The sequence below is a fragment of the Halorubrum zhoui genome (assembly GCF_051194155.1).
Lineage (GTDB): Archaea > Halobacteriota > Halobacteria > Halobacteriales > Haloferacaceae > Halorubrum.
Genome location: NZ_JBLZNJ010000002.1, coordinates 394,783 through 418,004, shown reverse-complemented (window position 1 = coordinate 418,004; position 23,222 = coordinate 394,783). Strand labels below are relative to the sequence as shown.

General features: G+C 68.9%; 23 protein-coding genes. 13 read left to right on the top strand and 10 right to left on the bottom strand.

Annotated features, from left to right (window positions below; translation table 11 throughout):
• Window positions 1-227: 227 nt before the first annotated feature.
• Entirely contained in the window at window positions 228-614 is a 387-nt protein-coding gene (locus ACNTAO_RS03890; RefSeq protein WP_435160637.1) for a VOC family protein, read from the top strand.
• Window positions 615-639: 25 nt separating this feature from the next.
• Here the strand turns inward: ACNTAO_RS03890 and ACNTAO_RS03885 are convergent, their stop codons facing one another.
• Both ACNTAO_RS03885 and purB read right to left on the bottom strand, forming a co-directional pair.
• Window positions 640-1,305 carry a sensor domain-containing protein gene (locus ACNTAO_RS03885; protein WP_435160636.1) on the bottom strand — a complete coding sequence of 222 codons (666 nt, stop codon included), beginning with the start codon at window positions 1,303-1,305 and terminating at the stop codon, window positions 640-642.
• Window positions 1,306-1,411: 106 nt separating this feature from the next.
• On the bottom strand, window positions 1,412-2,893 hold the full coding sequence (purB, locus tag ACNTAO_RS03880; protein WP_435160635.1) for an adenylosuccinate lyase: 1,482 nt from the start codon (window positions 2,891-2,893) through the stop codon (window positions 1,412-1,414).
• A 176-nt stretch (window positions 2,894-3,069) separates the two neighbouring features.
• Here purB and purN point away from each other — a divergent pair, with 176 nt between their 5' ends.
• Together purN and ACNTAO_RS03870 are read left to right on the top strand one after the other, a co-directional pair.
• A complete protein-coding gene (gene purN, locus ACNTAO_RS03875) occupies window positions 3,070-4,671 on the top strand; it encodes a phosphoribosylglycinamide formyltransferase (RefSeq protein ID WP_435160634.1) in 1,602 nt (533 codons plus the stop codon).
• A gap of 57 nt (window positions 4,672-4,728) precedes the next feature.
• Window positions 4,729-4,914 carry a hypothetical protein gene (locus ACNTAO_RS03870; RefSeq protein WP_435160633.1) on the top strand — a complete coding sequence of 62 codons (186 nt, stop codon included), beginning with the start codon at window positions 4,729-4,731 and terminating at the stop codon, window positions 4,912-4,914.
• A 39-nt stretch (window positions 4,915-4,953) separates the two neighbouring features.
• On the opposite strand, the gene ACNTAO_RS03865 is transcribed toward ACNTAO_RS03870, so the two are convergent.
• The 5 genes from ACNTAO_RS03865 to pth2 all read right to left on the bottom strand — a co-directional run bounded on the left by ACNTAO_RS03865 (window position 4,954) and on the right by pth2 (window position 10,304).
• Entirely contained in the window at window positions 4,954-5,451 is a 498-nt protein-coding gene (locus ACNTAO_RS03865) for an Ig-like domain-containing protein (protein ID WP_435160632.1), read from the bottom strand.
• A 317-nt stretch (window positions 5,452-5,768) separates the two neighbouring features.
• Window positions 5,769-7,748: a DUF2070 family protein gene (locus ACNTAO_RS03860; protein WP_435160631.1), complete on the bottom strand. Its 1,980-nt coding sequence runs from the start codon at window positions 7,746-7,748 to the stop codon at window positions 5,769-5,771.
• Window positions 7,749-7,802: 54 nt separating this feature from the next.
• Complete coding sequence (locus tag ACNTAO_RS03855) at window positions 7,803-8,363, bottom strand: GMP synthase subunit A (RefSeq protein WP_435160630.1); 561 nt, start codon at window positions 8,361-8,363, stop codon at window positions 7,803-7,805.
• Window positions 8,364-8,511: 148 nt separating this feature from the next.
• A complete protein-coding gene (gene truD, locus ACNTAO_RS03850; RefSeq protein ID WP_435160629.1) occupies window positions 8,512-9,966 on the bottom strand; it encodes a tRNA pseudouridine(13) synthase TruD in 1,455 nt (484 codons plus the stop codon).
• The gene (gene pth2 / locus ACNTAO_RS03845; RefSeq protein WP_435160628.1) at window positions 9,966-10,304 is read right to left on the bottom strand and encodes a peptidyl-tRNA hydrolase Pth2; all 339 of its coding nucleotides are present in this window, start codon (window positions 10,302-10,304) and stop codon (window positions 9,966-9,968) included. The genes truD and pth2 overlap by 1 nt, the downstream gene beginning before the upstream one ends.
• Before the next feature lie 144 nt (window positions 10,305-10,448).
• Here pth2 and ACNTAO_RS03840 point away from each other — a divergent pair, with 144 nt between their 5' ends.
• The 4 genes from ACNTAO_RS03840 (at window position 10,449) to metG (ending at window position 14,981) form a co-directional block, all read left to right on the top strand.
• Window positions 10,449-11,075 carry a PAS domain-containing protein gene (locus ACNTAO_RS03840; RefSeq protein ID WP_435160627.1) on the top strand — a complete coding sequence of 209 codons (627 nt, stop codon included), beginning with the start codon at window positions 10,449-10,451 and terminating at the stop codon, window positions 11,073-11,075.
• A gap of 68 nt (window positions 11,076-11,143) precedes the next feature.
• Entirely contained in the window at window positions 11,144-11,734 is a 591-nt protein-coding gene (dcd, locus tag ACNTAO_RS03835) for a dCTP deaminase (protein WP_435160625.1), read from the top strand.
• Window positions 11,731-12,678 carry a thiamine-phosphate synthase family protein gene (locus tag ACNTAO_RS03830; RefSeq protein WP_435160624.1) on the top strand — a complete coding sequence of 316 codons (948 nt, stop codon included), beginning with the start codon at window positions 11,731-11,733 and terminating at the stop codon, window positions 12,676-12,678. The genes dcd and ACNTAO_RS03830 overlap by 4 nt, the downstream gene beginning before the upstream one ends.
• An 86-nt stretch (window positions 12,679-12,764) precedes the next feature.
• Entirely contained in the window at window positions 12,765-14,981 is a 2,217-nt protein-coding gene (metG, locus tag ACNTAO_RS03825) for a methionine--tRNA ligase (RefSeq protein WP_435160623.1), read from the top strand.
• Window positions 14,982-15,006: 25 nt separating this feature from the next.
• Here the strand turns inward: metG and ACNTAO_RS03820 are convergent, their stop codons facing one another.
• Together ACNTAO_RS03820 and ACNTAO_RS03815 are read right to left on the bottom strand one after the other, a co-directional pair.
• The gene (locus ACNTAO_RS03820; protein ID WP_435160622.1) at window positions 15,007-15,426 is read right to left on the bottom strand and encodes a VOC family protein; all 420 of its coding nucleotides are present in this window, start codon (window positions 15,424-15,426) and stop codon (window positions 15,007-15,009) included.
• A gap of 39 nt (window positions 15,427-15,465) precedes the next feature.
• Window positions 15,466-16,926, bottom strand: coding sequence for a PAS domain-containing protein (locus tag ACNTAO_RS03815; RefSeq protein ID WP_435160621.1), 1,461 nt, complete (start codon window positions 16,924-16,926; stop codon window positions 15,466-15,468).
• A 120-nt stretch (window positions 16,927-17,046) separates the two neighbouring features.
• On the opposite strand from ACNTAO_RS03815, the gene ACNTAO_RS03810 reads away from it, so the two are divergent.
• The 5 genes from ACNTAO_RS03810 (at window position 17,047) to ACNTAO_RS03790 (ending at window position 22,013) form a co-directional block, all read left to right on the top strand.
• Window positions 17,047-17,727: a 2,5-diamino-6-(ribosylamino)-4(3H)-pyrimidinone 5'-phosphate reductase gene (locus ACNTAO_RS03810; RefSeq protein WP_435160620.1), complete on the top strand. Its 681-nt coding sequence runs from the start codon at window positions 17,047-17,049 to the stop codon at window positions 17,725-17,727.
• A gap of 257 nt (window positions 17,728-17,984) precedes the next feature.
• On the top strand, window positions 17,985-18,908 hold the full coding sequence (locus ACNTAO_RS03805) for a coiled-coil protein (protein ID WP_435160619.1): 924 nt from the start codon (window positions 17,985-17,987) through the stop codon (window positions 18,906-18,908).
• 79 nt (window positions 18,909-18,987) lie between these two features.
• Window positions 18,988-19,923, top strand: a complete 936-nt coding sequence (gene sppA / locus ACNTAO_RS03800; RefSeq protein ID WP_435160618.1) for a signal peptide peptidase SppA — start codon at window positions 18,988-18,990, stop codon at window positions 19,921-19,923.
• A 78-nt stretch (window positions 19,924-20,001) separates the two neighbouring features.
• Window positions 20,002-21,171 carry a DUF373 family protein gene (locus ACNTAO_RS03795; protein ID WP_435160617.1) on the top strand — a complete coding sequence of 390 codons (1,170 nt, stop codon included), beginning with the start codon at window positions 20,002-20,004 and terminating at the stop codon, window positions 21,169-21,171.
• A gap of 35 nt (window positions 21,172-21,206) precedes the next feature.
• Entirely contained in the window at window positions 21,207-22,013 is an 807-nt protein-coding gene (locus ACNTAO_RS03790; RefSeq protein ID WP_435160616.1) for a shikimate dehydrogenase, read from the top strand.
• A 24-nt stretch (window positions 22,014-22,037) separates the two neighbouring features.
• Here the strand turns inward: ACNTAO_RS03790 and ACNTAO_RS03785 are convergent, their stop codons facing one another.
• On the bottom strand, window positions 22,038-22,502 hold the full coding sequence (locus ACNTAO_RS03785) for a transporter (RefSeq protein ID WP_435160615.1): 465 nt from the start codon (window positions 22,500-22,502) through the stop codon (window positions 22,038-22,040).
• A 101-nt stretch (window positions 22,503-22,603) separates the two neighbouring features.
• On the opposite strand from ACNTAO_RS03785, the gene ACNTAO_RS03780 reads away from it, so the two are divergent.
• On the top strand, window positions 22,604-23,155 hold the full coding sequence (locus ACNTAO_RS03780; RefSeq protein ID WP_435160614.1) for a helix-hairpin-helix domain-containing protein: 552 nt from the start codon (window positions 22,604-22,606) through the stop codon (window positions 23,153-23,155).
• The last annotated feature ends 67 nt before the right edge of the window (window positions 23,156-23,222 follow it).

Below are 23,222 nucleotides of genomic sequence, written 5' to 3'. Positions count from 1 at the left end.
GTCGGGCGGTGGGTCGGCGGCCGTACCGCGGTCGGTGACGCTGCTCGCCGACACGTTCGGTGCCGTCCTCGTCGCGTTCGTCGAGGCGTCGCGTGGTGGATCGCTCACGAGCTGTCTATCGATCAGTTGCCGCCGGAGCCACACAAACGATCCCCTTCGTCGAACCGTCGAGAGCGCGTCCGCCGGCGACCCGACAGCTTATGTACGGACGGGAAGCCACACGGGGTATGCGTCTCCATCACGCCGGCATCGCCACCCGAGACGTCGACGCCCTCGCCGAGCGGTTCGCGGCACTCTTGGACGGAGCGGTCGTCCACGAAGAGACGCTCGAAGCCATGTGCGTCGTCTTCGTCGAGCTCGAGGGCGGAGCCACCCTCGAACTGCTCGAGCCGACCGGCGACGGTCCGATCGCCGACTACCTCGACGCGTCGGGGTCGGGCGTCCACCACCTCGCGTTCGCGACCGACGCGATCGGCGCGACGCTCAACCGCGCCCGTGGTCTCGGCGTCGAGCTCGTCGACGAGTCGCCGCGGCCCGGCGCGCGCGGGCACCGCGTCGCGTTCTGTCACCCGCGGTCGACGGGCGGCGTCCTCGTCGAGTTCGTGGAGACGTGATACGGTACGATGGCAGCTCGGTAGGCTACGACGACGGCTCGGGATGCTCCGACCCGAGCAGCGCGAGCGCCATCCGTCGGGCGACGCCGCCGACGCCGTTGGCGGCGTGACCGGCGACGACGACGCCGGCGAGTCCGGCGGGAACCGCGAGTGCCACTTCGGGGACGGTGTCGACCGCCCACGTCACCGGCTCGCCGTTGAGCTCGCCGAACGTCACGGTCGCGGGGTACCGCAGCGGCACGGTCGCGACCGCGATCGCGTTCGCGAGGACGACGAGCACTATCGCGGCGAGCGGGGCGATCCAGACCCGCATCGAGAGGAACCCGAGTCCGCGCCACGTCGACGGCGCATCGACGTACGCTCGAAGGATAGCCACGTTCCCCGTTGGATCGCCCACGTCCGTCGGCCGCTGGAGGTCGACCGGCCAGACGGCGTTCGCCAGCCGACGCTCGAGGCCGGCGACCAGCCGGGAGCCGAACAACACCGCGGCCAACAACGCCACCCCGACGCCGACGATACTCGAGAGCGCCCCGACCGTGATCCCGAGACCGAAGACGACCGAGTACAGGAGGCCGAGCGGGACGCCGACGATCAGGTACGCGACGTTCGCGTACGTCCGCCGCTCGAAACAGACTCCGATCACCGGGAGACCCGCGAGCGACCGACGAGAGAGCGTGTGGAGGGCAGACACGCACGCCGGTGGCGGCGCACGACAAAAATGCGTTGTGGTTCGGGGGCAGTCGCTCAACCGCTCGGACAGTGGTACCGAGCGGTCGTCCGGCTCGTCCGTCCGTCGCTCACGACGCGTCGTCGGCGTCCGTCGTGTCGGTCGCCGGCTCGCCGACATCGTCTGCGAGGTCGGCGGCGATTCCCGTGTACGTCGCCGGTGTGAGCGCGCGGAGCTCCTCGCGAACCGACGGGGCCACGTCGAGTTCGGCAAAGAGCTCGTGGAAGTCCCCGAGCGTCACCGACGACCCACGGGTGAGTTCTTTGACGCGCTCGTACGCCTCGGTGTCGCCCTCGCGCCTGAGTATCGTCTGGACCGCCTCACCGATCACTGCGGGCGTCGACTCCAGCGCCTCCCGCATCACGGCCTCGTTCGGCACGACCGTCTCGAGCCCGTCGGCCGTCTTCGAGTAGCCGATCAGACAGTGAGCGAACGCGGCGCCGATGGTTCGTTTCACCGTCGAGTCGGAGAGGTCCCGCTGGAGTCGCGAACTCGTGACGTAGTCGGCGAGCAGCGCCAGGTCGCCGTTCGCCACCGAGAGGTTCCCCTCGCTGTTCTCGAAGTCGATCGGGTTCACCTTGTGCGGCATCGTCGAGGACCCCGTCTCGCCGGCGACCGCGCGCTGGCCGAGGTAGCGGTCGGAGACGTACAGCCAGGCGTCGACGTCGAGATCGAGCAGCACGTCGTTAACGCCTCGTAACGCGTCGAACAGCGTTGCCAGGTCGTCACAGGGGTTCACCTGCGTCGCGAGCGGCATGTGCTCGAGTCCGAGTCGCTCGACGAGCGCCCGCGAGACGGACGGCCAGTCGACCTCGGGGTACGCGGCGACGTGTGCCGCGTACGTCCCGGAGGCGCCGGCGAGCTTCCCCGAGAGGGTCGCTCGAGCGTCCGCGACTCGACCGAGCGCGCGGCCGAGTCGCGCCGCGTAGACGGCCATCTCCTTGCCGAAGGTCGTCGGCGTCGCCGGCTGGCCGTGTGTCCGAGCGAGCATCGGTACGTCCCGATACTCGTGTGCCAGCTCGACGAGCGCGTCACGCACGTCGCGAATCGCAGGGACGAGCACCGTCTCGACCGCCGGCCCGACGAGCAGCCGCTGGGCGAGGTTGTTCACGTCCTCGCTCGTGAGGCCGAAGTGGATCCACGGGTGCAGCGATTCGGCGTCGTGTAGCGGCGATTCGGGGCTCTCGGTCCACTCGTCGAGGCGCACGCGCAAAAAGTACTCCACCGCTTTCACGTCGTGGTTGGTGGCCGCGTATCCCGCGGCGCCGTCGACCTCAAGGGCCTTGATTAGCTCGGCGTCGTCGGCCGAGAACGATTCGTACAGGTCTCGGAGCGCATCGATGGCGTCGTCGTCGAGAGCGATCGGCGTCGCCGACAGCGCCGCCAGCTCGATCAGGTACTCGACTTCGACCTGCACCCGCGCGCGCATCAATCCGGCCTCGCTCGCGTACGGCGACAACGGCGCCGTTCGCCCGGCGTACCGGCCGTCGAGCGGCGAGACGGCGGCGAGCGGATCCGAGCGGGAGAGCCCCGCGATCGTGTCGTCGGTCATGTCGGCGACTGCCCTCGGCGCGCGCAAAAGCGTGTCGATGCGACCGACCGGTGCGTGCACGGAAGTGGATACGTCGGCGGCAGATGGACCGATAGACGCCCGTATCTGTCCGTGTTCGTGTACACTCTCCGGGCTCGACCGCAACGGATAAACGCGGCCGGTCGGACGGTTCGCACATGCAGATCGCCGGACTCGCCAGCAACCGCGGGCGAAACCTTCGACACATCGACGATGTCGCGCCGGGCGGCGCCGAACTCTCCGTCGTGGTGAGCAACCGCGAGGGGGCGCCGATCCTCGAGGCGGCCGCCGAGCGCCGCGTCCCGACCGAGGTCGTGGAGCGCGACGCGGGCGAATCACGCGAGAGCCACGAACGGCGCATTCTCGACCGACTGGCCGACTACGACGCCGACCTCGTCTGTCTCGACGGGTACATGCGCGTGCTCACGGAGACGTTCCTGTCGGCGGCGCCGCCGACGCTCAACGTTCACCCGTCGTTGCTCCCGTCTTTCCCTGGGACCGACGCCCACGAGCAGGTGCTGGAGGCCGGTGTGCGAACCACCGGCTGTACCGTCCACCTCGTCACCGAGGCGGTCGACGACGGCCCGATCCTCGCTCAAGAACCCGTTCCGGTGTACGCAGACGACGACGTCGAGACGCTCGCCGACCGCGTCCTGTACGAGGCCGAGTTCAGCGCGTATCCACGGGCGCTGCGGTGGTTCGCCTCGGATAGCGTCGACGTCGAGACGACGGACGCGGGCATCCCCGTCTCGGTGACCGTCGACGCCGACGTCGGCGGGGCCTTCCCCACGCGCCGTCTCGTCTCCGAGGACCGAGCCGAGACGCTGCGGTACGGCGAGAACCCGCACCAGGAGGCCGCGCTGTACGCCGACGCCACCCGCGCGAGCGCCACCGTCGTCGGTGCCGACCAGCTGAACCCCGGCGCGAAGGGTATGGGGTACAACAACTACAACGACGCCGACGCCGCGCTCCGACTCGTCACCGAGTTCGACGACCCCGCGGCGGCCGTGATCAAACACACCAATCCGGCGGGATGTGCGACGAGCGAGACGCTCGCCGACGCGTACGACCGGGCACTGCGGACCGACGCGAAGTCGGCGTTCGGCGGTATCGTTGCGCTCAACCGACGGTGTGACGCGGACACCGCCGAAGCGGTCGCCGAGTCGTTCAAGGAGGTCGTCGTCGCTCCCGACTACACCGACAGCGCGCTCGACGTCCTCACCGCGAAACAGAACCTCCGCGTGCTCGAGGTAGGGCCGCTCGCCGACGACGCCGGGCCGAGCGAGCAGTTCACCGAGAAGCCGCTCCTCGGCGGTCGGCTCGTCCAGGAGCGAGACGCCCAGTCGCCGACCGTCGACGACCTCGAGGTGGTGACCGAGCGCGAGCCTACGGCCGCCCAGCTCCAGACGATGACGTTCGCGTGGCAGACGATCAAACACGTCAAATCGAACGCGATCCTCCTCGCGACCGGTACGGAGACGGTCGGCGTGGGGATGGGACAGGTGTCGCGCGTGGACGCGGTGACGCTCGCGGCGATGAAAGCCGACGCAGACGCCGAGGGGAAGTCCGCCGACGGTGCCGTGATGGCGTCGGACGCGTTCTTCCCGTTCCCCGACGCGATCGAAGAGGCGGCCGACGCGGGCGTCGACGCGGTGATCCAACCCGGCGGCTCGGTCAACGACGAGGACGTGATCGCCGCTGCGGACGCCCACGACATGGCGATGGCGTTCACGGGTACGCGGTGTTTCCGTCACGACTAGTGACGCCGGGGACGGACCCGCCACAGGGCTTTAGTTCGTGGTGACTGTAGATGCGATATGCATCGCACAATGCTGTCGGTGGCCGTGCTCGGGGCCGGGGTCCTGTTGTTCGCCGGGCTCGGCGACGGCGGATCCTCACTCGTCAACGTCGACCTCGGTGTGCTTCAGTCGCTCATCGACGCGATCATCAGCTTCTTCGAGGGGCTGAGTGGGTCTGGGTCGATGGGCAATACGACCGCGTAGCGCGGTGCGGTGAGGCCGCGCGCCTCCCGATCGGGTCCCTCACTCTTGTAGTAGCACGGTCACCTCCGATTCGTCCACCTCCACGATTAGGTTCGACCCCGCGCGCAGGTCGTAGTCGTCGATCGCGAACGGCCGTGTGGTCGTCGGCCCGGGGTCTGCCGAGACGGTGAGTTCGTAACGCCCGGGCTCGGATATCGGCGTGTCGAGAGCCGCTCGCGTATCCGGGTCGAGGTCGACGGTCGTGGTGTCAATCGTCTCCGTGTCCGTCGACAGCTCGAGGGTCACCGTCCTCGTGGCGGCGTCGGACGACCTGACGACGATCTGGATCGGCCGTGATCGCTGCATCGCCGTCGTGGTGTCGGTGTCGTTGGTGGTATCGGTGGTGGTGGTGTCGGTGTCGTTGGTGGTGTCGGTGGTGGTGGTGTCGGTTTCTTCCGTCGGGGTCGTTCCGTCGTGGGTATCGGTGGGGGACACACAGCCCGCGGTCCACGCGGCGAGTGTGGCTCCGAGCCCACCGACGAGGCGTCGTCGCAGCACGTGGCGGGTAGCTCTGCTGCCGTTGAACATAATGGCTGGGTGCGTCGCCTGCTCGGTGTCGGCTCACTTGGCCCGCGTTGGGCCACGCCCTCCCGGGCCGATTCGCTACGTTGATCATCGTCGTATGGCTGAGACGACCGCGCGACCGCCGGACACCAGTTACCGCCACACCCTCCCCAGCCGATTCGCTCGTCGCCCATGGGCGACTCGCTCATCCCTCGCACGCGCTCGCGGGCACGCTTCGCGGCCCGCGAGGCGCGCGCCATCGCAGGTGGGTGGGGACGTGTGATGGCGGCTGCTGGCGCTGTGTCGTTCGGTCACGCGAGAAAGAACAACAGTATGCTCACGGCCATCGCGAACAGGGTGACGGCGGCCGCGAGCGCGGCACCGAGAGAGAGCGCTGCGTTGGCCTGGGTTGCCAGCGTCTCGGTGCGGTCGTTGCCAAAGACGGTGACGGTGGCGCGTTCGGTGCCGCCGCCGACGGCGACGGGCTCGAGGTCGTCGTGCGCGTCGGTGGCGATCGAGCGCACGATCCGCGCCAGCTCGGTCTCGTCGACTCGCTCGCCGACCCGGTTGTCTGCTTGGGTCCGATTCACGACGTGGTTGTCCGTCGTCATCACCTCGACGTGATGGATACCGGTCGCGTCGCCGACGGCCTCGAGCAGGTCGGCACGCAGCCCAGGAATCATGTTGTTGCCGTCGATGAGCACGTACGCGGCCTCGACACCGGCGACCCGCGTGACGGCGACCCGGACGCCGAGCGGGCCGATCCCGTCGTCCGGCGTCCACGGCGTCGGCGCCCACGCGACGCCCAACTCGAGCGTCCCCTCGGGGGCGTCTGCGACCGCCGCACCCGCCGTGGCGGCCGCCTCGTACAGGTCGTACGACCGCTTCGATCCCGGGGTGACGTGCCCGAGGTCGCTCCCCGACAGCCCCGTGTGCGAGTTGTGGCCGTCGACGAGCAAGACGTCGTCGACGCCGCCGGTCCGGAACTCGGCGATCGCCGACTGGCCCACCGCGAAGTCCACGTCGTCGGCGGAGCCCGGCGCGAACGTCGAGACGGCGAGCGCGGCGTCACCGAACCCCTGTGAGAGCACCGTCGACTCCCCGGCCGTGACCGTCTGCGGCGGGGTGCCGGTGTGCCGGTACGTCGCGCTGTCGAGCACGCGGTCTGCCGCGCGGATGACGCCGTCGACTTCCGTCTCGGAGACGAGGTTGAAGTCGTGGCCGGCGGTCGCGTGGGGGGGGAACCCGAGCCCCTCCGAGGAGACCGCGACCCGCCGCGGGAGGTCGCCGCCACCGATCTCACCGAGCGGCCCCGGGTGGATCATCGGGAGGACGACCCGGGCCTTCTCCTCGCCGAGGTGGTCGGACGCGACGACCTCCTCGTCCGCCCCGGCGTCCGTCCCGCTTCCGCCGTCCGCCGACGGTCGTCGATCGATGGTGCGAAACGAGAGCACCGACACGGGTACCACGGCGTCCTGGCCCAGTCGCTCGAAGAAGCGCTCGAGGTCACGGGACTCCTCGGCGGCGTAGCCGATGAACCCGTGAATAAAATCGAGCACCGAGACGTCGAGGCTGCGTCGCCACGGCCGGTCGATCCCCACGAGAAAGCCCCAGACGGCGACGGCGTACAGCAGACACAGCGCACCGAGGAGCAGGAAGTGGTCGATCGTCACCGCGTCGAACACGGGCGGGCTCTGGTCGGGTCGTGAGAGCCGTAAGACGTACGCCTGGTACGGCGAGTCGCCGTCGAGCAGGAGGCGTGCGGTACCACCGTACACGAAGAGGAGCGCCGCGGCCGCGGCCGTCTGCACCGCGGCGGGGACGGTCGCGAGCGGCAACGGGAGCCGTGACACCGCGAGCACGGCGAGCAGCCGAACCGCGAAGATGGACGCGAGTGCGACGACCAGCACGTCGAAGACGAACCGCTGTGAGAGCCCGAACACGGCCGCGAGCACGCCGGCGACGACGAGCACGAGGACGACCAACAGCTCACAACACAGCGCCAGCAGTGCCGACCGGTCGTGCGTCAGGCTCCCCCCGAGCCAGCGGTCGACCGGTGTCGTCGCGAGCGCGGCGACGACCGTCGGTGCAGCCAAGAACACGATCCCCTGCCAGGCGTCCTGGCCGATGAGCAACACCGGATACGTCGACCCGATGGTGCTCGTCGAGTCGAAGACGGCGATACCGGTCAACCCGCCGAGGAGCACGGCGAACGCGAGGGTCCGGGGCCACCGCGGCGCACGGAAGATGAACTTGGAGAGCCCGGCGAGCCGCCCCTGTGTCGCGGTCACTGGCTCCCAATCGACGCCCGCCGATAAAAGACTCTCCGGCTTCTCTCACCCGTGTCAGGCCGACGCACAGATCGCGAGGAAGTTCTCGAACACCGCTTCGCCCTCCTCGGTGTGTACGACCTCTGGGTGCCACTGCACTCCGTAGAGTCCCGCGTCGGCGTTCGACATCGCCTCGATCGTACAGACGTCGGAGGTCGCAGTGTGGGTGAATCCAGACGGGAGCTCGGTCACCTCGTCGGCGTGTGACGCCCAGACGCGGGTCTCAGGGGCGAGCGACCCGACGAGCGGATCGCTTTCGTCGACGATCGAGACGTTGACGTCGGCGTACCCGCCGTAGTCGCCCGACCCGACGGCCCCGTCCAGCTCGTCGGCGATGAGCTGCATCCCGAGACAGATCCCCAACACCGGAACGTCGGTGTCGGTGCCGACGTACTCACGCGCCCGCCCGACGCGGTTCATGTCCGGGCCACCAGAGAGGACGACGCCGTCCGCCGCAACGTCGTCCGGCGGGGTGTCGGCGTCGACGAGTTCGGTGTCGACGCCGAGGTCTCTGAGCGCCCGCCGCTCGAGGTGGGTGAACTGGCCGTGAAGGTCGAGGACGACGATTCGGGTCATGCGCTTTGGTCGGGTGGACAGCACAAAAACGACTCGAAACAACCCCAGTATCGTGACGCTCGACGCCCGTTTCGTGCTCGAATGATCCACAGATACGGATCGTAGTTCGCCTGCGTCACCGCCGAGAGGGGCGCCACCCGCGTGCGCCTCACGGCTCGAGCGGGTCTCGTTTGGTGAACTCACGGAGTAGGACGGTGGCGTACGATCCACTCGGGAGTGCGAAGCTGAACGTCGGGTCGTCGTCATCGAATCGCACCGTGAGGTCGGTTTCGAGTTGTATCGCTCGGCGGGTCCCACTCGAGTCGAACGCACCAGGAAGCGCGAAGTCGGCCGGCTCGACGCCTGCCTCGTCGAGCACCGCCCGTGTGATCGCCCCGGGCTCGCCGTTGGCGAACGTGGTCTCGGTGCCGACGAGCGGGGCGGTGACGAACGCGCGCCCTCGCGAGCAGTGGCGCTCCATCACCGACACGCGCGCTTCGGTGACCCGTTGGAGTCGATCGGGATCGGGGGCGTACAGCTCGTCCGGCGCGTCACGGTCGGCGAAACACGCCACGTCGCCGGCGACGGGGCGGTCGAAGGGAAGCCCGCGTCTGAGACGCTCGCTCAAGATGCGGTTGAACAGCGTCGACTGCGCCGCGTTGACGAAGAGCCGCTGGAGGTTCGAAGGGACGGCTTCGAGTGCGTACCACCAGTCGTCGTGGGCTGCCGGTGCTGCTGGGTCGACGTCGCGCTCGTCGAGCCGGTGGAGCATGCTCCGCTCGAATCCGAGCTTTCGTGGCATCGCGTCGAGACAGGCCGCCCAGTCGCCGTCGCCGGGGGCGTCTCGGCTACCGTCGCCATCACCGTCTGATCGCTCGCCGAACGCCGCGTCGACGCGCTCGCGACCGGCCTGGGTGTCCGCGGGCTCGGCTGGCGCGGGGTCGCCAGCGTAGCGTCTGACCGCCTCGCGCGGGTCGCCGCGAACGATCGCGAGGCCGACGCGACCGGTGACGGGCCGGCGACTGCCGAAGCGCTGTTGTCCGAAGTAGTTGGGCACGGCCACGGGGGCGTCGACGTCGGTGCGATCTCCGCCGGCGGAGTCCACACCGGCGAACGCCCGAAGCTCGCGCGCGACCGCGTCAGCTCGTGGCTCGGCGTCGTCGACGGTCCCGGTGACTCGAATCTCGAAGACGTTTCCGGCGAGGTCGCCGAACGCGAGGTCACGGCCGACCCGACCGACCGGCTCGATGTCTGCACCGCGAATCGTCGGGAGATCCGCTGGAGCGACTCCGCGCAGGCCGAACAGCTGCGTCGTCACGGCACGTTTGTCCTTGGTGCCGGCCCAGGAGATGCGCTCGCGACTCATCTCGAGGCCGTTCGAGAGTCGGCGGGCGAAGTCGTTCGTGTCCCAGTCGCGAAGCGTCGCGCGCACCACGAGGACCGGATAGCTACCGGTGTCGGCGTCGAGCGGCGCGGCGTCGACGGCCTCCAGCTCGGTGACCCGAAAGTCTTCGGGGGTGGCGCGGAGGGACCCTCCGATGCCGGGCGACGTACTGACGTACCGGTCGATGCCGACCGCTCGCTCGATCGGATGTGCCTCGCGGCCGGTCACGTCCTCGGCCATCAGTACAGCGGGAGGTCGCCGGTCACGCGGTCGACCGCATCGTCGCGGGCGGGCCCGACCGCGAGCGCGGTGACGGTTCCCGGCTCGAGCTGCGTCCGTCCGGCATCTCGGACGATCGCATACGGGACGCCGGCGGCGTCTGCCGCGTCCGCCAACTCGAACAGCTCGCCTTCCGCGTCGACGCCGAGCACCACCTTCGTCTGTCCTTCGCCCTGCCACCGGGTCCGCGCCCGGTCGCTCGCGTCCTCGACCGCCGACAGCGACGCGTGTGCGACCTGCGCGGCGAGCTTGCCCGCGCCCATCCCGAGGTCTCGCCGGGCGACGATGGTCTGTTTCACACCGGCACGAGCCCCGCCGCGGGTATAGCTCTGTTCTCTCTGCGCGCGGACTCCCACCCGATAGCGTCGCACCCGCAGGTGACGGCGTGTCCTCCGCAGGCGACGGAGGTTTGTTCCCGTGCCGGCTAGTGATGTGCGACGACGATGGACGACCGACGACCACTGATCGGGGCGCTCAGAGCCGACGTCGAGACGTTTCGAGACCGCGTCCTGGCACTCGAGCCCGTCGGGACCGGCCAGCCAGATGCGGTCACCGTGGTCGGTGAGCCGACCGACGACGGGCTGAGCGCCAGCGGCGGGCCGACCGATGAAAGCCCACGTGCCCGACTCGACCGCGCACCCTCGCCAGCCGCGTTCGACGGTCCGTCAGATCTCGAGGCGTTCGAGGCGCTGACCCCACTCGAACGGGACCTCGTCTGGCGGCTCTGGGTGCTCGATGCGGTCCCCTTCGGCCTCACGCTCGCCGGCCCGGCGTACCAGGACACCCCGGTACGCTACGTGAACGACGGCTTCGAACGACTCACCGGCTACCCGCTCTCGGCGGTTCGCGGGAAGAACCTCCGGCTGCTCCAAGGGCCGGATACTGACGACCCAGCGGTCGAGTCGCTTCGTGAGGCGGTCTCCATCTGGGAGCCCGTCACGACCGAGCTACGGAACTACCGCCGCGACGGGACCGGCTTCGTGAATCGGGTCTCGCTCGTCCCGATAGCGGGTTCCGACGGCGCGGTCGCCAACTGGGTCGGGATTCAGGCGGCCGTCGACTCGTCGTGAGCGACTCGACGGCGTGGGTCGCCTCTCACTCCGGGAGTTTTTATATCGGCCCCGCTCCGTCTCTGAGCATGATCCTCTCCGATACCGACATCCTCGACCGTCTTGCGGACGGGGACCTCGTGGTCAAGCCGCTCACGGACGTCGACCAACAGGTCCAACCGGCGAGCGTCGACCTTCGACTCGGCGAGACCTTCTTAGAGTTTCAACGGACCAACATCCCCTGTATCCACCCGACGGCCGCAGACGAGGTCGGCGAGTACGTGACCGAGACGACGGTCCCGGCGGGCGAGGAGTTCATCCTCCACCCCGGTGACTTCGTCCTTGGAACGACGAGAGAGCGCGTGGAGGTGCCGCCGGACCTCCTCGCGACCGTCCAGGGTCGGTCGTCGCTCGGCCGGTTGGCGATCGTGATCCACGCCACGGCCGGTATCGTCGATCCGGGGTACGCCGGACAGATCACGCTTGAGCTGTCGAACCTCGGGACCGCCCCCGTCGCGCTCACGCCCGGGATGCGCGTCTCACAGCTCATCTTCACCGAGTTGCGGTCGCCGGCCGACCGACCGTACGGCACCGAGCGGGGCTCAAAGTACCAGGGCCAGGAGGGACCACAGGCCTCACGAATCGGCGCGGACGCGGAGTTCAGCGGGGGAGACGAATGAAGTTCATCGAGGAAGTCGTCGTCGACGCGTTCTTGCCGACCGTCCGGTCGATGTTGGCCGAGGACCTCCGCGAGCGCGGGTTCACCCAGCGTGAGGTGGCCGACGCACTCGGCATCTCACAGTCGGCCGTCTCCAAGTACGCTCACGGCGAGGTCGCCCGCACCGAGCGCGTCGTCGAGGACGACCGGGTTCGTTCCCTCGTCGACCGGGTCGGGGAGGGACTCGCGGCCGGCGACCTCAGCCCCGTCGGCGCGCTCGTCGAGATCGAGGTGCTGATCCGGCGACTCGAAGACGGCGACCTCCTCGCGGAGCTGCACGAGGAGGCGATGCCAGCGCTCGCCGACGCCGACGCGGCCTTCTCGGTCCACGACCCCGAGAGCGGCTTTCGCGAGCGCGAACGCGTCCTCGCGTCGGTTCGACGGGGGCTCCGCACCCTCACCAACACCTCTGGGTTCGCCGGGCTCATCCCGAACGTCGGAGCGAACGTCGCCGAGTGTCTCGCGGACGCGCGCGACGTGGACGACGTGGCCGCCGTCCCCGGTCGACTCGTCGACGTGAAGGGGCGCGCGATGGTGCCGGGCGAGCCGGAGTTCGGCGTGAGCGAACACGTCGCGACCGTGCTGCTCGCGGCCAGGGAGGCCGGCGCACCGGTCCGCGGTGCGGTGAACGTCCGGTACACGCCCGATATCGTCGCCGCGCTCGCCGAGGCGGGACCGACGGTCGAGTTCGACGCCACGCAGCCCTCGGACGACGCCGTCCGTGCGGCCGTCACGTCGGTCGCAGAACGCGGTGTGTCGGACGGCGACGGCGACTCCGAGTCACCAGCTTCAGTATCGGACACGCTCGTCCTGTACCAGACCGGTGCGGTCGGCGTCGAGCCGATCGTCTACGTCCTCGCACCGACGGCGGCGGCCGCGGCACGCGTCGTGCGCGAACTCGTGTGACTGGTCCCGTCGGCGCGCTGGTCGGCTCATGCCGGCGACGCAGAAACCAGCGGGCTTTTGGCTCGTATCCACCACATCGCATACACATGAGCCACGACGACTTCCCCACGGACCACCCTGCGGTGGTGACGTGTGGACTGCCGTACGCGAACGGCGACCTCCACATCGGGCACCTCCGCACCTACGTCGGCGGCGACGTCTACGCTCGGGCGCTGGAGCGGCTCGGCCAGCAGACCGCCTTCGTCTCCGGATCCGACATGCACGGTACCCCGGTCGCGGTCAACGCCGAACAGGCGGGGGTCTCACCCGAGGCGTTCGCGCTCGACTGGCACGAGCAGTACGCCGAGACGTTCCCGAAGTTCAACGTCGAGTTCGACAACTACGGCCACACCCACGACGAGACGAACACGGCGGTGACCCAACAGCTCGTCCGCGACCTCGACGAGGCGGGCCACCTGTACGAGAAGGAGATCATGGTCGCGTACGACCCGATCGACGACCAGTACCTCCCCGACCGCTACGTCGAGGGAACGTGTCCGTACTGTGGTGCGCACGCCCGCGGTGACGAGTGCGACGAGGGGTGTCAACGACACCTCGAGCCGGGCGAGATCGACGACCCGGTGTCGACGATCTCCGGCAACCCGGCCGAGTACCGCGAGCGCACCCACACGTTCTTTGCGGTGTCGGCGTTCGCCGACTACCTCGCCGACTTTCTCGACCGGCTCGAAGGGACCGCGAACGCGCAGAACCAGCCCCGCGAGTGGATCGAACAAGGGCTCCAAGACTGGTGTATCACCCGCGACATGGAGTGGGGGATCGACCTGCCCGGCGGCGAGGCGACGGAGTCGCCTCGGGGAGGCGGCGAAGCCGCCGACTCCCAGGACCTCGTGCTCTACGTGTGGGTCGACGCGCCGATCGAGTACATCTCCTCGACGAAACAGTACACAGAGCGCGTCGGCCCGGACGCCTTCGACTGGGAGACGGCGTGGCTCGAGGGCGCGAGCGACGACCACCCCGACGGCGGCGAGATCGTCCACGTGATCGGCCGCGACATCATTCAACATCACACGATCTTCTGGCCGGCGATGTTGGCGGCGACCGACCACGCGGAGCCGCGGGCGGTGATGGCGAGCGGGTTCGTCACGCTCGGCGGCAAGGGGTTCTCGACCAGTCGCGACCGGGCGGTGTGGGCAGACGAGTACCTCGACGAGGGGTTCCACCCCGACCCACTTCGGTACTACCTCGCGACGAACGGTGGATTTCAACAGGACGTCGACTTCTCCTGGGAGAAGTTCCGCGACCGCGTGAACACCGAACTCGTCGGCACCGTCGGCAACTTCCTCTACCGCTCGTTGTTGTTCGCTCACCGCAACTACGAGTCGAGCCCGATAGCCGAGACGACGAGCGGGACGGTCGCCGACCGGATCGACGAGGCGATCGCCGACGTCGAAGCCGCCGTCAACGACTACTCGGTTCGCGCGCTCGGCGACGCCGTCACGCGTCTCGCTCGCTTCGGCAACGAGTACATCCAGCGGAACGAGCCGTGGTCGCTCGTCGACGACGACCCCGAGGCGGCCAGACAGGTCGTCCACGACTGTGTCGCGCTCGCGAAGGCGATCGCCGTGCTCTTCGAGCCGATCGCACCCGAAAAGTGTGAGCGCGTCTGGAACCAACTCGGCGAGGACGGCTCGGTCCACGACGTCACCGTCGAGGCGGCTCGCGAGCCGCCGACGGGCGCCCTCACGGAGCCCACGGAGCTCTTCGAGAAGATCGACGACGACCGCGTCGAGGCGCTGAACGAGAAGCTCGAGTCGCGCGTCGCGGCCGCCGAACCAGACGACGAACCGGCCGACGCGGCCGGTGACGACCCGGCCGACGACGAACCGACCGACGACGACGCGGCCGGTGACGACCCGGCCGCCGACACCGACGAATCCATGTCCGACACCGACGAATCCATGTCCGACATCGACCCCATTACCGACGACCGCATCAGTTTCGACGACTTCCAGGCACTCGACCTTCGTGTCGGCCGGATCGAGACGGCAGCGCCGATAGACGGCGCTGACGACCTGCTGCGACTCCGCGTCGACCTCGGCGTCGAGACCCGCACCATCGTCGCGGGGCTGAAAGGCCTTCACGCGGTCGACGACCTTCCGGACACGCGGGTCGTCGTGGTCGCGAACATGGAGAAAGCGGAGCTGTTCGGCGTCGAGTCGAACGGGATGGTGCTCGCGGCGGGCGAGGAGGCAGACCTGCTCACGACCCACGAGGACGCCCCGCCGGGGACGAAGGTGCTGTGAGCGTCCGGCGCAATCCCGGGAACCCTCAGGCGTCGAGCACCTCGATCCGGTTGCCATCGGGGTCACACACGAAACAGATCGTCGTCCCGCTCTCGGTCGTGCGGGGCGGGCTCAGCGTCTCGACGGCGTCGTCGAGGCCGGCGTAGAACGCGTCGACGTCGTCGACGGCGAGCCCGAGGTGGGCCGTTCCCGGCCGGTTCAGCGTCCGCGCCGGAAGCGCCGCTCCCTGGGGGTCGTACTCGACGAGCTCGACGCGCGCCCCGTCTCCGTCGAGGTGGATGAACGTCGCGGACGCGCCCGCGACGTCGACGGCCTCGGCGAACGCCGCACCGCCGACGGCGAATTCGGCGACGATTGTCAGGTCGAACGTGTCGGTGTAGAAGTCGACGGCGCGGTTGAGGTCGGAGACGGTGACGCCGACGTGGTGGAGACTCGGGTCGGTCACAGCTGTTCGCTCGGTAGGGGCGGGCAAGTCGGTGTCGGCTCACCGAGGAGTGACGGCCGATTCCCCGGGCGTCCGATCGTTCGAGCCGGCGAGCGGAAGCTGGACTCGGATCGTGCGGCCGTCGTTCTCGACCGCGATCGTACCCCCCGAGAGCTCGACGTACCAGTAGACGTACCACACGTCGAGCCCGTCGGCGTGGTGGAGCGGGCCGACCTCCAGGTCGCCACACAACACCGCCTGCTCCGGGTCCGATAGCGCGCCGTCGACGAGCCGCACCGTGACGGTTCCATCGGTCGAGACGTCTATCTGAACCGTCGGGCTCGGCGACGGGGCACAGGCGGTGAGTGCGACGGTGACCAGTCTCTCGATCGCCGCCTCGGGTTCTGGGAGGCTTTTCACGCGAGTCGTCGCCGGCGCGTCGACGACGACCGACGCGTCCGGCCGCGTCGTCTCGACGGTCTCGGCCGTCTGTTCGAGCGTCTCGGCGAGGTCGACTTCCACCGGGTCTGGGGCGTTCTGTACCAGTCCGTTGACCGTCCGTGCCGTCCCCGCGGTCACCTCGAGTTCCGTCGCCGCATCCGTGATCGCCTCGGCTGCGGCCGTGGCGTCCGCGCCGGTCACCTCTCCGCGCGCGATGCGCTCTGCGTTGCCGTAGATGAGCGTGAGCCGGTTTCGGATGTTGTGCCGGAGGAACCGGTTCGTCACGCGGAGCTGCCGCTCTCGTTGTTCGAGCGCCGTGACGTCGCGCCCCTCGACGATCAGGATGTCCACGTCGCCGTCGCCGTCGGTCACCGGCCGCACGGCGACCTCGAGCAGGCGCGTTTGTGCTGTTCCACGAACCCGCACCTGGTCGCGAAACGGCTCCCCACTTCGGGCACGCTCGACGCCGCGACGAGCCGTCGCTCGTGCGTCCTCGCGCTCGGCGAACCAGGGCGTCTCCCAGAGGGGTTCACCGACGACGGCCGACTCCGGCTCGTCGATCGACGCCGCCGCCGTCTCGTTGATCGCAGTGACGGTCCCGTCCGGCTGGACGAGCCCGGTGAGCTGATACGTGTTCTCGAAGACGGCGTCGAACCAGCTTCGCTGTTGGGTGAGCGAGTCGCGCGTGCCGGTGACCTCGGCGGTCCGGTAGCCGACGACGACCCCGCTCACCGCGCCGATGGCGGCCAGCTGGACGACGAGGACGAGCGGCTGAAGCCCGCCCTGTACGAGCTGGACTCCGACGATCCAGCCGGAGAACGCCACCATGGTCGCGGCTCCGGCGAGCGTCCACCTTACGATGGCGCGCTGCTGTGCCGGATCGAGGTCCGTCGTTGCCGCCCACCACGCCGCGTAGTACAGCGTCCCCGTGAGCGCGAAGGGGACCGCGTTCTCGACGACGGCTATCCACGGTGCGATCTCGAGGACGTACCAATCTTGGACGACGTCGAAGCCGACGCCGAGGGTCAACACGCCGGCGAGCGCGGCGAGGACGCCCGGGACTCGCCCTGGATCGCGCATGAGACCGGACGCTTCTGTCTGGCGACAGAAAAATGTCGGCCGGTGTGTGGTCGTCGTCTCCTCGTCGCCCGTCCGCCGTTCGACCGAAACGGCCATTCGGTTCCCCGGCGAGTCCCCGGTATGTACGTCGTCGTCAACGCCGCACAGAGCGTCGACGGGAAGCTCTCGACCCGGCGTCGCGAACAGCTCGCAATCTCCGGGGCCGAGGACTTCGACCGGGTGGACCGGATCCGCGCGGCGGCCGACGCCGTGCTCGTCGGTGTCGGAACCGTCCTCGCCGACGACCCGCACCTCACGCTCGACGAAGAGGCACGCCGGGTCGAGCGGCTGCGAAACGGCCGCGCCGGCAACCCGGCTCGAGTCGTCGTCGACTCGACCGGCCGCACCCCGCTCGACGCGCGGATCCTCGACGACGCGGCGACCACGTACCTGCTCCTCTCGGAGGCGGCCTCGTCCGATCGGCGCGAGGCGCTCGCCGCGACCGGCGCGACGGTGATCGTCGCCGGTGACGATCGGGTCGATCTCGCCGATGGCGTCGCGGCGCTCGCAGACCGTGGCGTCGACCGACTCATGATCGAAGGCGGCGGCGAGGTGATCTTCTCGAGTCTCGCGGCCGGGATCGTCGACGAGCTCCAGGTGTACGTGGGGTCGTTCGTCGTCGGCGGTCGCGAGGCACCGACGCTCGTGGACGGTGCGGGCTTCGTCGAGTCGTTTCCGCAGCTCCGGCTGACCGACGTCGACAGACTCGACGACGGCGTGGTCCTCTCGTACGCGGTCGAAACAGCGCGCGAGCAGGAGTGAAAGGCCATCGACGACGCCCCCTGCCCCCGACGTCACGCCGGCTCGATCACCGCAGATCGGCCGGTACACGGCCCATGCTACCGTCTTCCATGCGGGAGACCGAAGTGTTTATGTATCGTTGCTGGATACTTTCTGTCACCAGAGCGCCTCTGGCGCCCGGTGGATCGCACGCTGAAATGAACGGGAGTTCTTATTCACGGTCTCCAGGAACGTCAGCGAGCGACTGCTGCGCCGGAGCAGTGATGGAGAGATAACAAATGGTAACGAAAGACGAAGTCATCGAACAGTACGACATCGAACCGATGGAAGCCGCGGACAACGTCGACCTCTCGGAGGACGACCTCGAGAACGGCTCCAAAGGACAGCTGATAAAACGCGCTGGGCAGCTCCGAGACCGACGCAACGAGCTGAACCAGATGGCCTCTGAGCGGGCGTCGAACCGCGACGACCTCAACGCGAAGACGCGTGAGAAAGTCGACGAGGCCCAACAGCACCGCGAGAAGCGTGACGAGCTCAACGAGCAGGTCCAAGAACACAAGGCCAAGCGAAACGAGCTCAACGCGGACGCGAACGAACTGTTCGACGAGGTCGAAGAGCTGAAACAGGAGATGGAACTCGGTTCGGGCAAGTCCATCGACGAGCTCAAAGAGGAGATCGAAGCGCTCGAGTTCCGCCAGCAGACGGAGGTGCTCGACGCCGACGACGAACGCGAACTCATCGAGAAGATCGACGACAAACGCGAGAAGCTCGCGGAAAAACAGGAGAAGGTCGACGACACGAGCGAACTCGACGAACTCGTCGAGGAGGCAGAAGAGGTCCGCTCGGAGGCGTCACAGCACCACCAGAAGGTGACGGAGCTCGCCGACAAGGCCCAAGAGCACCACAACCAGATGATCGAGGCCTACCGCGAGGCCGACGACATCCGCGACGAGGCCGACGAGATGCACGAGCTCTTCGTCGAAGCCCAGGAGGCGGCCGACCGCCATCACGAGGACTTCGTGCGCGTCCAGAAGCGTCTCCGTGAGCTCGACAAGAAAGAAGAGGCAGAGCGCAAAGACGAGCGCGCAGAAAAACGCGAAGAGGAGAAAGAGGAGGCCGAAGAGATCTATCAGAAGTTCAAGGAGGGCGAGACGCTCGACACCGAGGACCTGATGAAGCTGCAGAAGACCGGCCTGCTGTAGGCGGTCACTCGCTCGACCCGCGGTTGTTCTGCGTGCTCGACGGCGAGGAACATAAACGGACGCGCACCGTCTCGCTCGTATGGACGATGCGACCCACACGAGACGCACGGACCTCCTCGCCGCAGCCGCGGTCGGCGCGACGGCGACCGTCGCGGGCGGCACGCTCCTCGCGAAGGTCACCCGCGGACGGTTCGGCGAGACAGACGAGTACAACACGGCGAAGGTGTCGGTGTCGGGACCGATCGCGCGCGACCGCGGTCGGCCGTCACCGCTGTCGGGGGGCGGCGGCGTCGTGGCCGACGAGGTCGTCGAACAGGTCGAGGCGGCAGACGACGACGAAGCGGTCGCAGCCCTGCTCGTCGAGCTCAACACGCCCGGCGGCGAGGTGGTCCCGAGCGACGACATCCGCCGGGCGGTCGCCGACTTCGACGGGCCGACGGTCGCGTACGCGACCGACCTGTGTGCCTCCGGCGGCTACTGGATCGCGAGCGGCTGTGACGAGCTCTGGGCGCGCGACGGCAGTCTCGTCGGATCGATAGGCGTCGTCGGTTCGCGACCGAACGCGTCCGGACTCGCCGACCGTCTCGGCATCTCCTACGAGCAGTTCACCGCCGGGGAGTACAAAGACGCCGGCGTTCCGCTACGGGAGATCGAAGACGACGAGCGCGAGTACCTCCAGTCGCTCATCGACGGCTACTACGAGCAGTTCGTCGAGACGGTGAGCGAGGGTCGGTCGATGGATCCGGAGACGATCCGAGAGACCGAAGCCCGCGTGTACCTCGGTCCAGACGCACTGGACATCGGACTCGTCGACGCTCTCGGCGTCGAAGACGACGTCGAAGCTCGGATCGAAGACGCGATCGGCGAGGCGGTCGCGGTGCGCGAGTTCACCCCCGAGCGCGGCCTCGTCGACCGACTCGGCATCGGAGCGGAGCGCGTCGCGTTCGCGGCGGGTAGCGGCGCGGCGAGCGTCGTCGCCGGCGACGGCCGTGACGTCGACGTCGAGCTCCGATAGTGGCCGACTGCCGCCGTCGAGACGGCGTTCGGCGTGGGCACGGAGAGGTTTTTATTCCAGCGCGGTGAGTGGTGGCGTGTGACGACGCTGGTCATCTGTGTGGACCGTTCGGGGACGATAGCGGAGGCGACGAACGTCCCGATGCCGGTCGCCGGCTGGGAGGCCGTGCGCTCGCTCGTGACCGACGCGGGTCTCGGCGATCCCGAAGACGCCAGCGTCAACTGCCTGTTGGAGGCGCTGCGCGTCGCCCGTGACCTTCGAGACGACCGTGAGGAATCGGTCGTCGCGGTTGTCTCCGCCGCACACGAGGACCCGATCGGGGCCGACCGCTCGATCGCCACGCAGCTCGACGACCTCGTCGACCGCTACGCACCTGACGCGGGCATCGTCGTCGTCGACTCCGCCGAAGACGAGCGGGTGCTCCCCATCGTCGAGTCTCGAGTCCCGGTCGACGGCGTCGACCGAGTCGTCGTCAGACAGGCCCGGGACCTCGAGTCGACGTACTACCTGTTGAAACAGTTCCTCGCCGACGAGCAGCTCCGGTCGACCGTGCTCGTCCCGATCGGAACCGCGTTGGTGTTGCTTCCCGCGTTGTTCGCACGGTTCTCCGCGGGTGCGGCGATCGCGGGCGTCGCCGGCTTACTCGGCGTGGCGTTGTTGTACAAGGGGCTCGGCGTCGACCGGCTGGTCGCCGGCGTGCCGGAGCGGACCCAAGAGGCGCTGTACGCCGGCCAGGTGTCGGTCGTCACGTACGTGGTGGCGGTCGGGCTTACGCTCGTCGGCGGCTTCTTCGGCGTCCTCTCCGCGACGGCTCTCGGCGGCGTGCCGATCGCCGTCCAGGCCATGGAGTTCACCTACGTCGCAGTGCCGTGGCTCGTGGTAGCGGGCGTGACCGCGGCCGTCGGTCGACTGTTGGACGAGCTGATCCGCGACGAGGGGATACGGACGCCGTACCTCAATCTGCCGTTCGTCATCGTCGCGGTCGGGCTCGTCGTTCGCGGCTTCGCCGGCTATTTCCTCGCACAGGAGTCGCGGGCGGCGACGGCGCTCGTCGCGGGCGTCACCGTGACGCCCGCCCAGCGGCTGGCCGGATTCATCGTCGCGGGCGTCGTCGTCTCGGCCGTCGGCGTCAGACTCGTGAGCGACCTCGGGTCGGAGACACTGGAAGACGTGATCGACGCCGACGCGCCGGCCGACGCCGAGACGGACGGCGGTGCCGGCGGCGAGCGGACGAACGCGACCGAGTGAGGCGGCTTTTTGTCGACGCGTCCCCGTGGTCGGCCATGGACGTGTACGGATTGATCGGGAACCCGGTCGAGCACTCGCTGTCGCCGCCGATGCACGAGGCCGGGTACGACGCGCTCGGCATCGACGCACGGTACGTCACCTTCGAGCCCGCGGCGTCGGCCGCGGCTGCCGCAGTCGACGGCGCGGCCGCTCTCGGCGTCGCCGGACTCAACGTCACCATCCCGTTCAAACGCGACGTGCTCGCAGCGGTCGACGCGGACCCGCTCGCCGAACGCATCGGTGCGGTGAACACGGTCGCCTTCCCCGAGGACGGACCACCACGGGGGTACAACACCGACGCTGCGGGGGTAACGCGGGCGTTCGAGGCGCACGACGTCGTCCTCGACGGGACCGAGGCGGTGGTCGTCGGTGCGGGCGGAGCGGGGCGGGCCGCGGCGTTCGCGCTTGCCGACGCCGGTGCGACGGTACACGTCGCGAACCGGACGGCATCGCGGGCGGTCGACCTCGCCGCGGCGGTGCCCGACGCGACCGGTGGGGGGCTCGACGAACTCGAGACGCACCTGCCGGAGGCCGACGTCTTGGTGAACGCGACGAGCGTCGGGATGGAGGCCGACGAGACGCCCGTGCCGGCGTCGCTCCTCCACGCCGACCTCGCCGTGCTCGATGCGGTGTACACGCCGATTGAGACGCGTCTCCTCCGAGACGCGGCCGCCGCGGGCGCGACGACGGTCGAGGGGGCGTGGATGTTGTTGTATCAGGGCGTCGCGGCGTTCGAGCGATGGACCGACCGTGAGGCACCCGTCGCGGCGATGAACACGGCACTGCGAGAGCGGCTCGAGTGAGCCGGGCGACGCTCGCGCGTTCGGTCAGCCGAGCGGGACGGTCGGAGCAGCGAGGAGCCCAGCGGTACCGACGAGCACCACCGAGAGGCCGGCCGCGGCGTACAAGAACGGCTTTGCCTCTCGGGCGGGGGCGCGAAGTCTGCCGACGTCGAGGCCGTCTGCGAGCTTGCCGCTCGCGACCTCGACGAGTCCGGTGATCCCGAACCAGAGCGCGAGCATCGTGAGGACGAGGTGACCGCGTCCCGTCCCGGTGAGCGTCTCCACGGTGTACAGCGTCCCAGCCATGTGTCCGCCGGAGGCGAGAAACGCGAGCGCCGCGATTCGCGTGATCCACCGCAGCCGGTCGACGATCGTCGCGAGCGCGTCGGTGCCGATGGTCCCACGGGTCGCGAGCGGGACGACGGCGAGCGCGACGAAGAAGACGCTTCCCGTCCACAGCACCGCGAAGCCGACGTGAACGGACCACATGACCGCGTCGACGAGAGACATACGTGCACTCTCCACACCATCGGGGTTAAACCGTCGGGTGTCCCGGCGCGGGCGGTGAGCGCCGCGAGTGTTTAAATATCGGGCGCGTGTACCGGTCGCCAATGGCCCTGTTGCAGAAGCTCAAAGAGGCGCTCGGATTCGGGAGCGGCTCGTCCGCTCAGGAGTCTGGTGACCCGACGGTGACCGTAGAAAACACACACGAGGCGATCGACCACGCGGCCGACGAGGCCGACGGGGAGGCGGTACCAGAGCCGAGTAGCGGGGGCGAGTCTTCGGCCACCGTCCCGTCCGACTCGGCCACGGAGCCGGTCGACGACGCGGAGACGGACACCGAAGCGGTGGCCGAGGAGACGGAAGCGGAGGGAGTCGAGGAGACGGAGACGGTCGAGGAGACGGAGAGAGTCGAAGATGTGGACGATGAGGCACCGGCGGGTGAGGACGATGCCGATTCCACCGGGAGCGACGAGTCGCCAGCCGGCGATCCGGTCGAGCACATAACGGGCATCGGCCCGGCGTACGGCGACCGGCTTGCAGCGATGGGAATCGAGACCGTCGACGAGCTCGCCGACGCCGACCCCGTAGCGGTCGCCGAGGAGACGAGCGTCGGCGAGAAGCGCGCGACCACGTGGATCGACCGCGCAAACGACTTCTGAGCCCGCGCGATCGGTCGCACGGTCGGCGACGGTGCCATCACGACCGCAATCGTTTCCCGGTCACGCG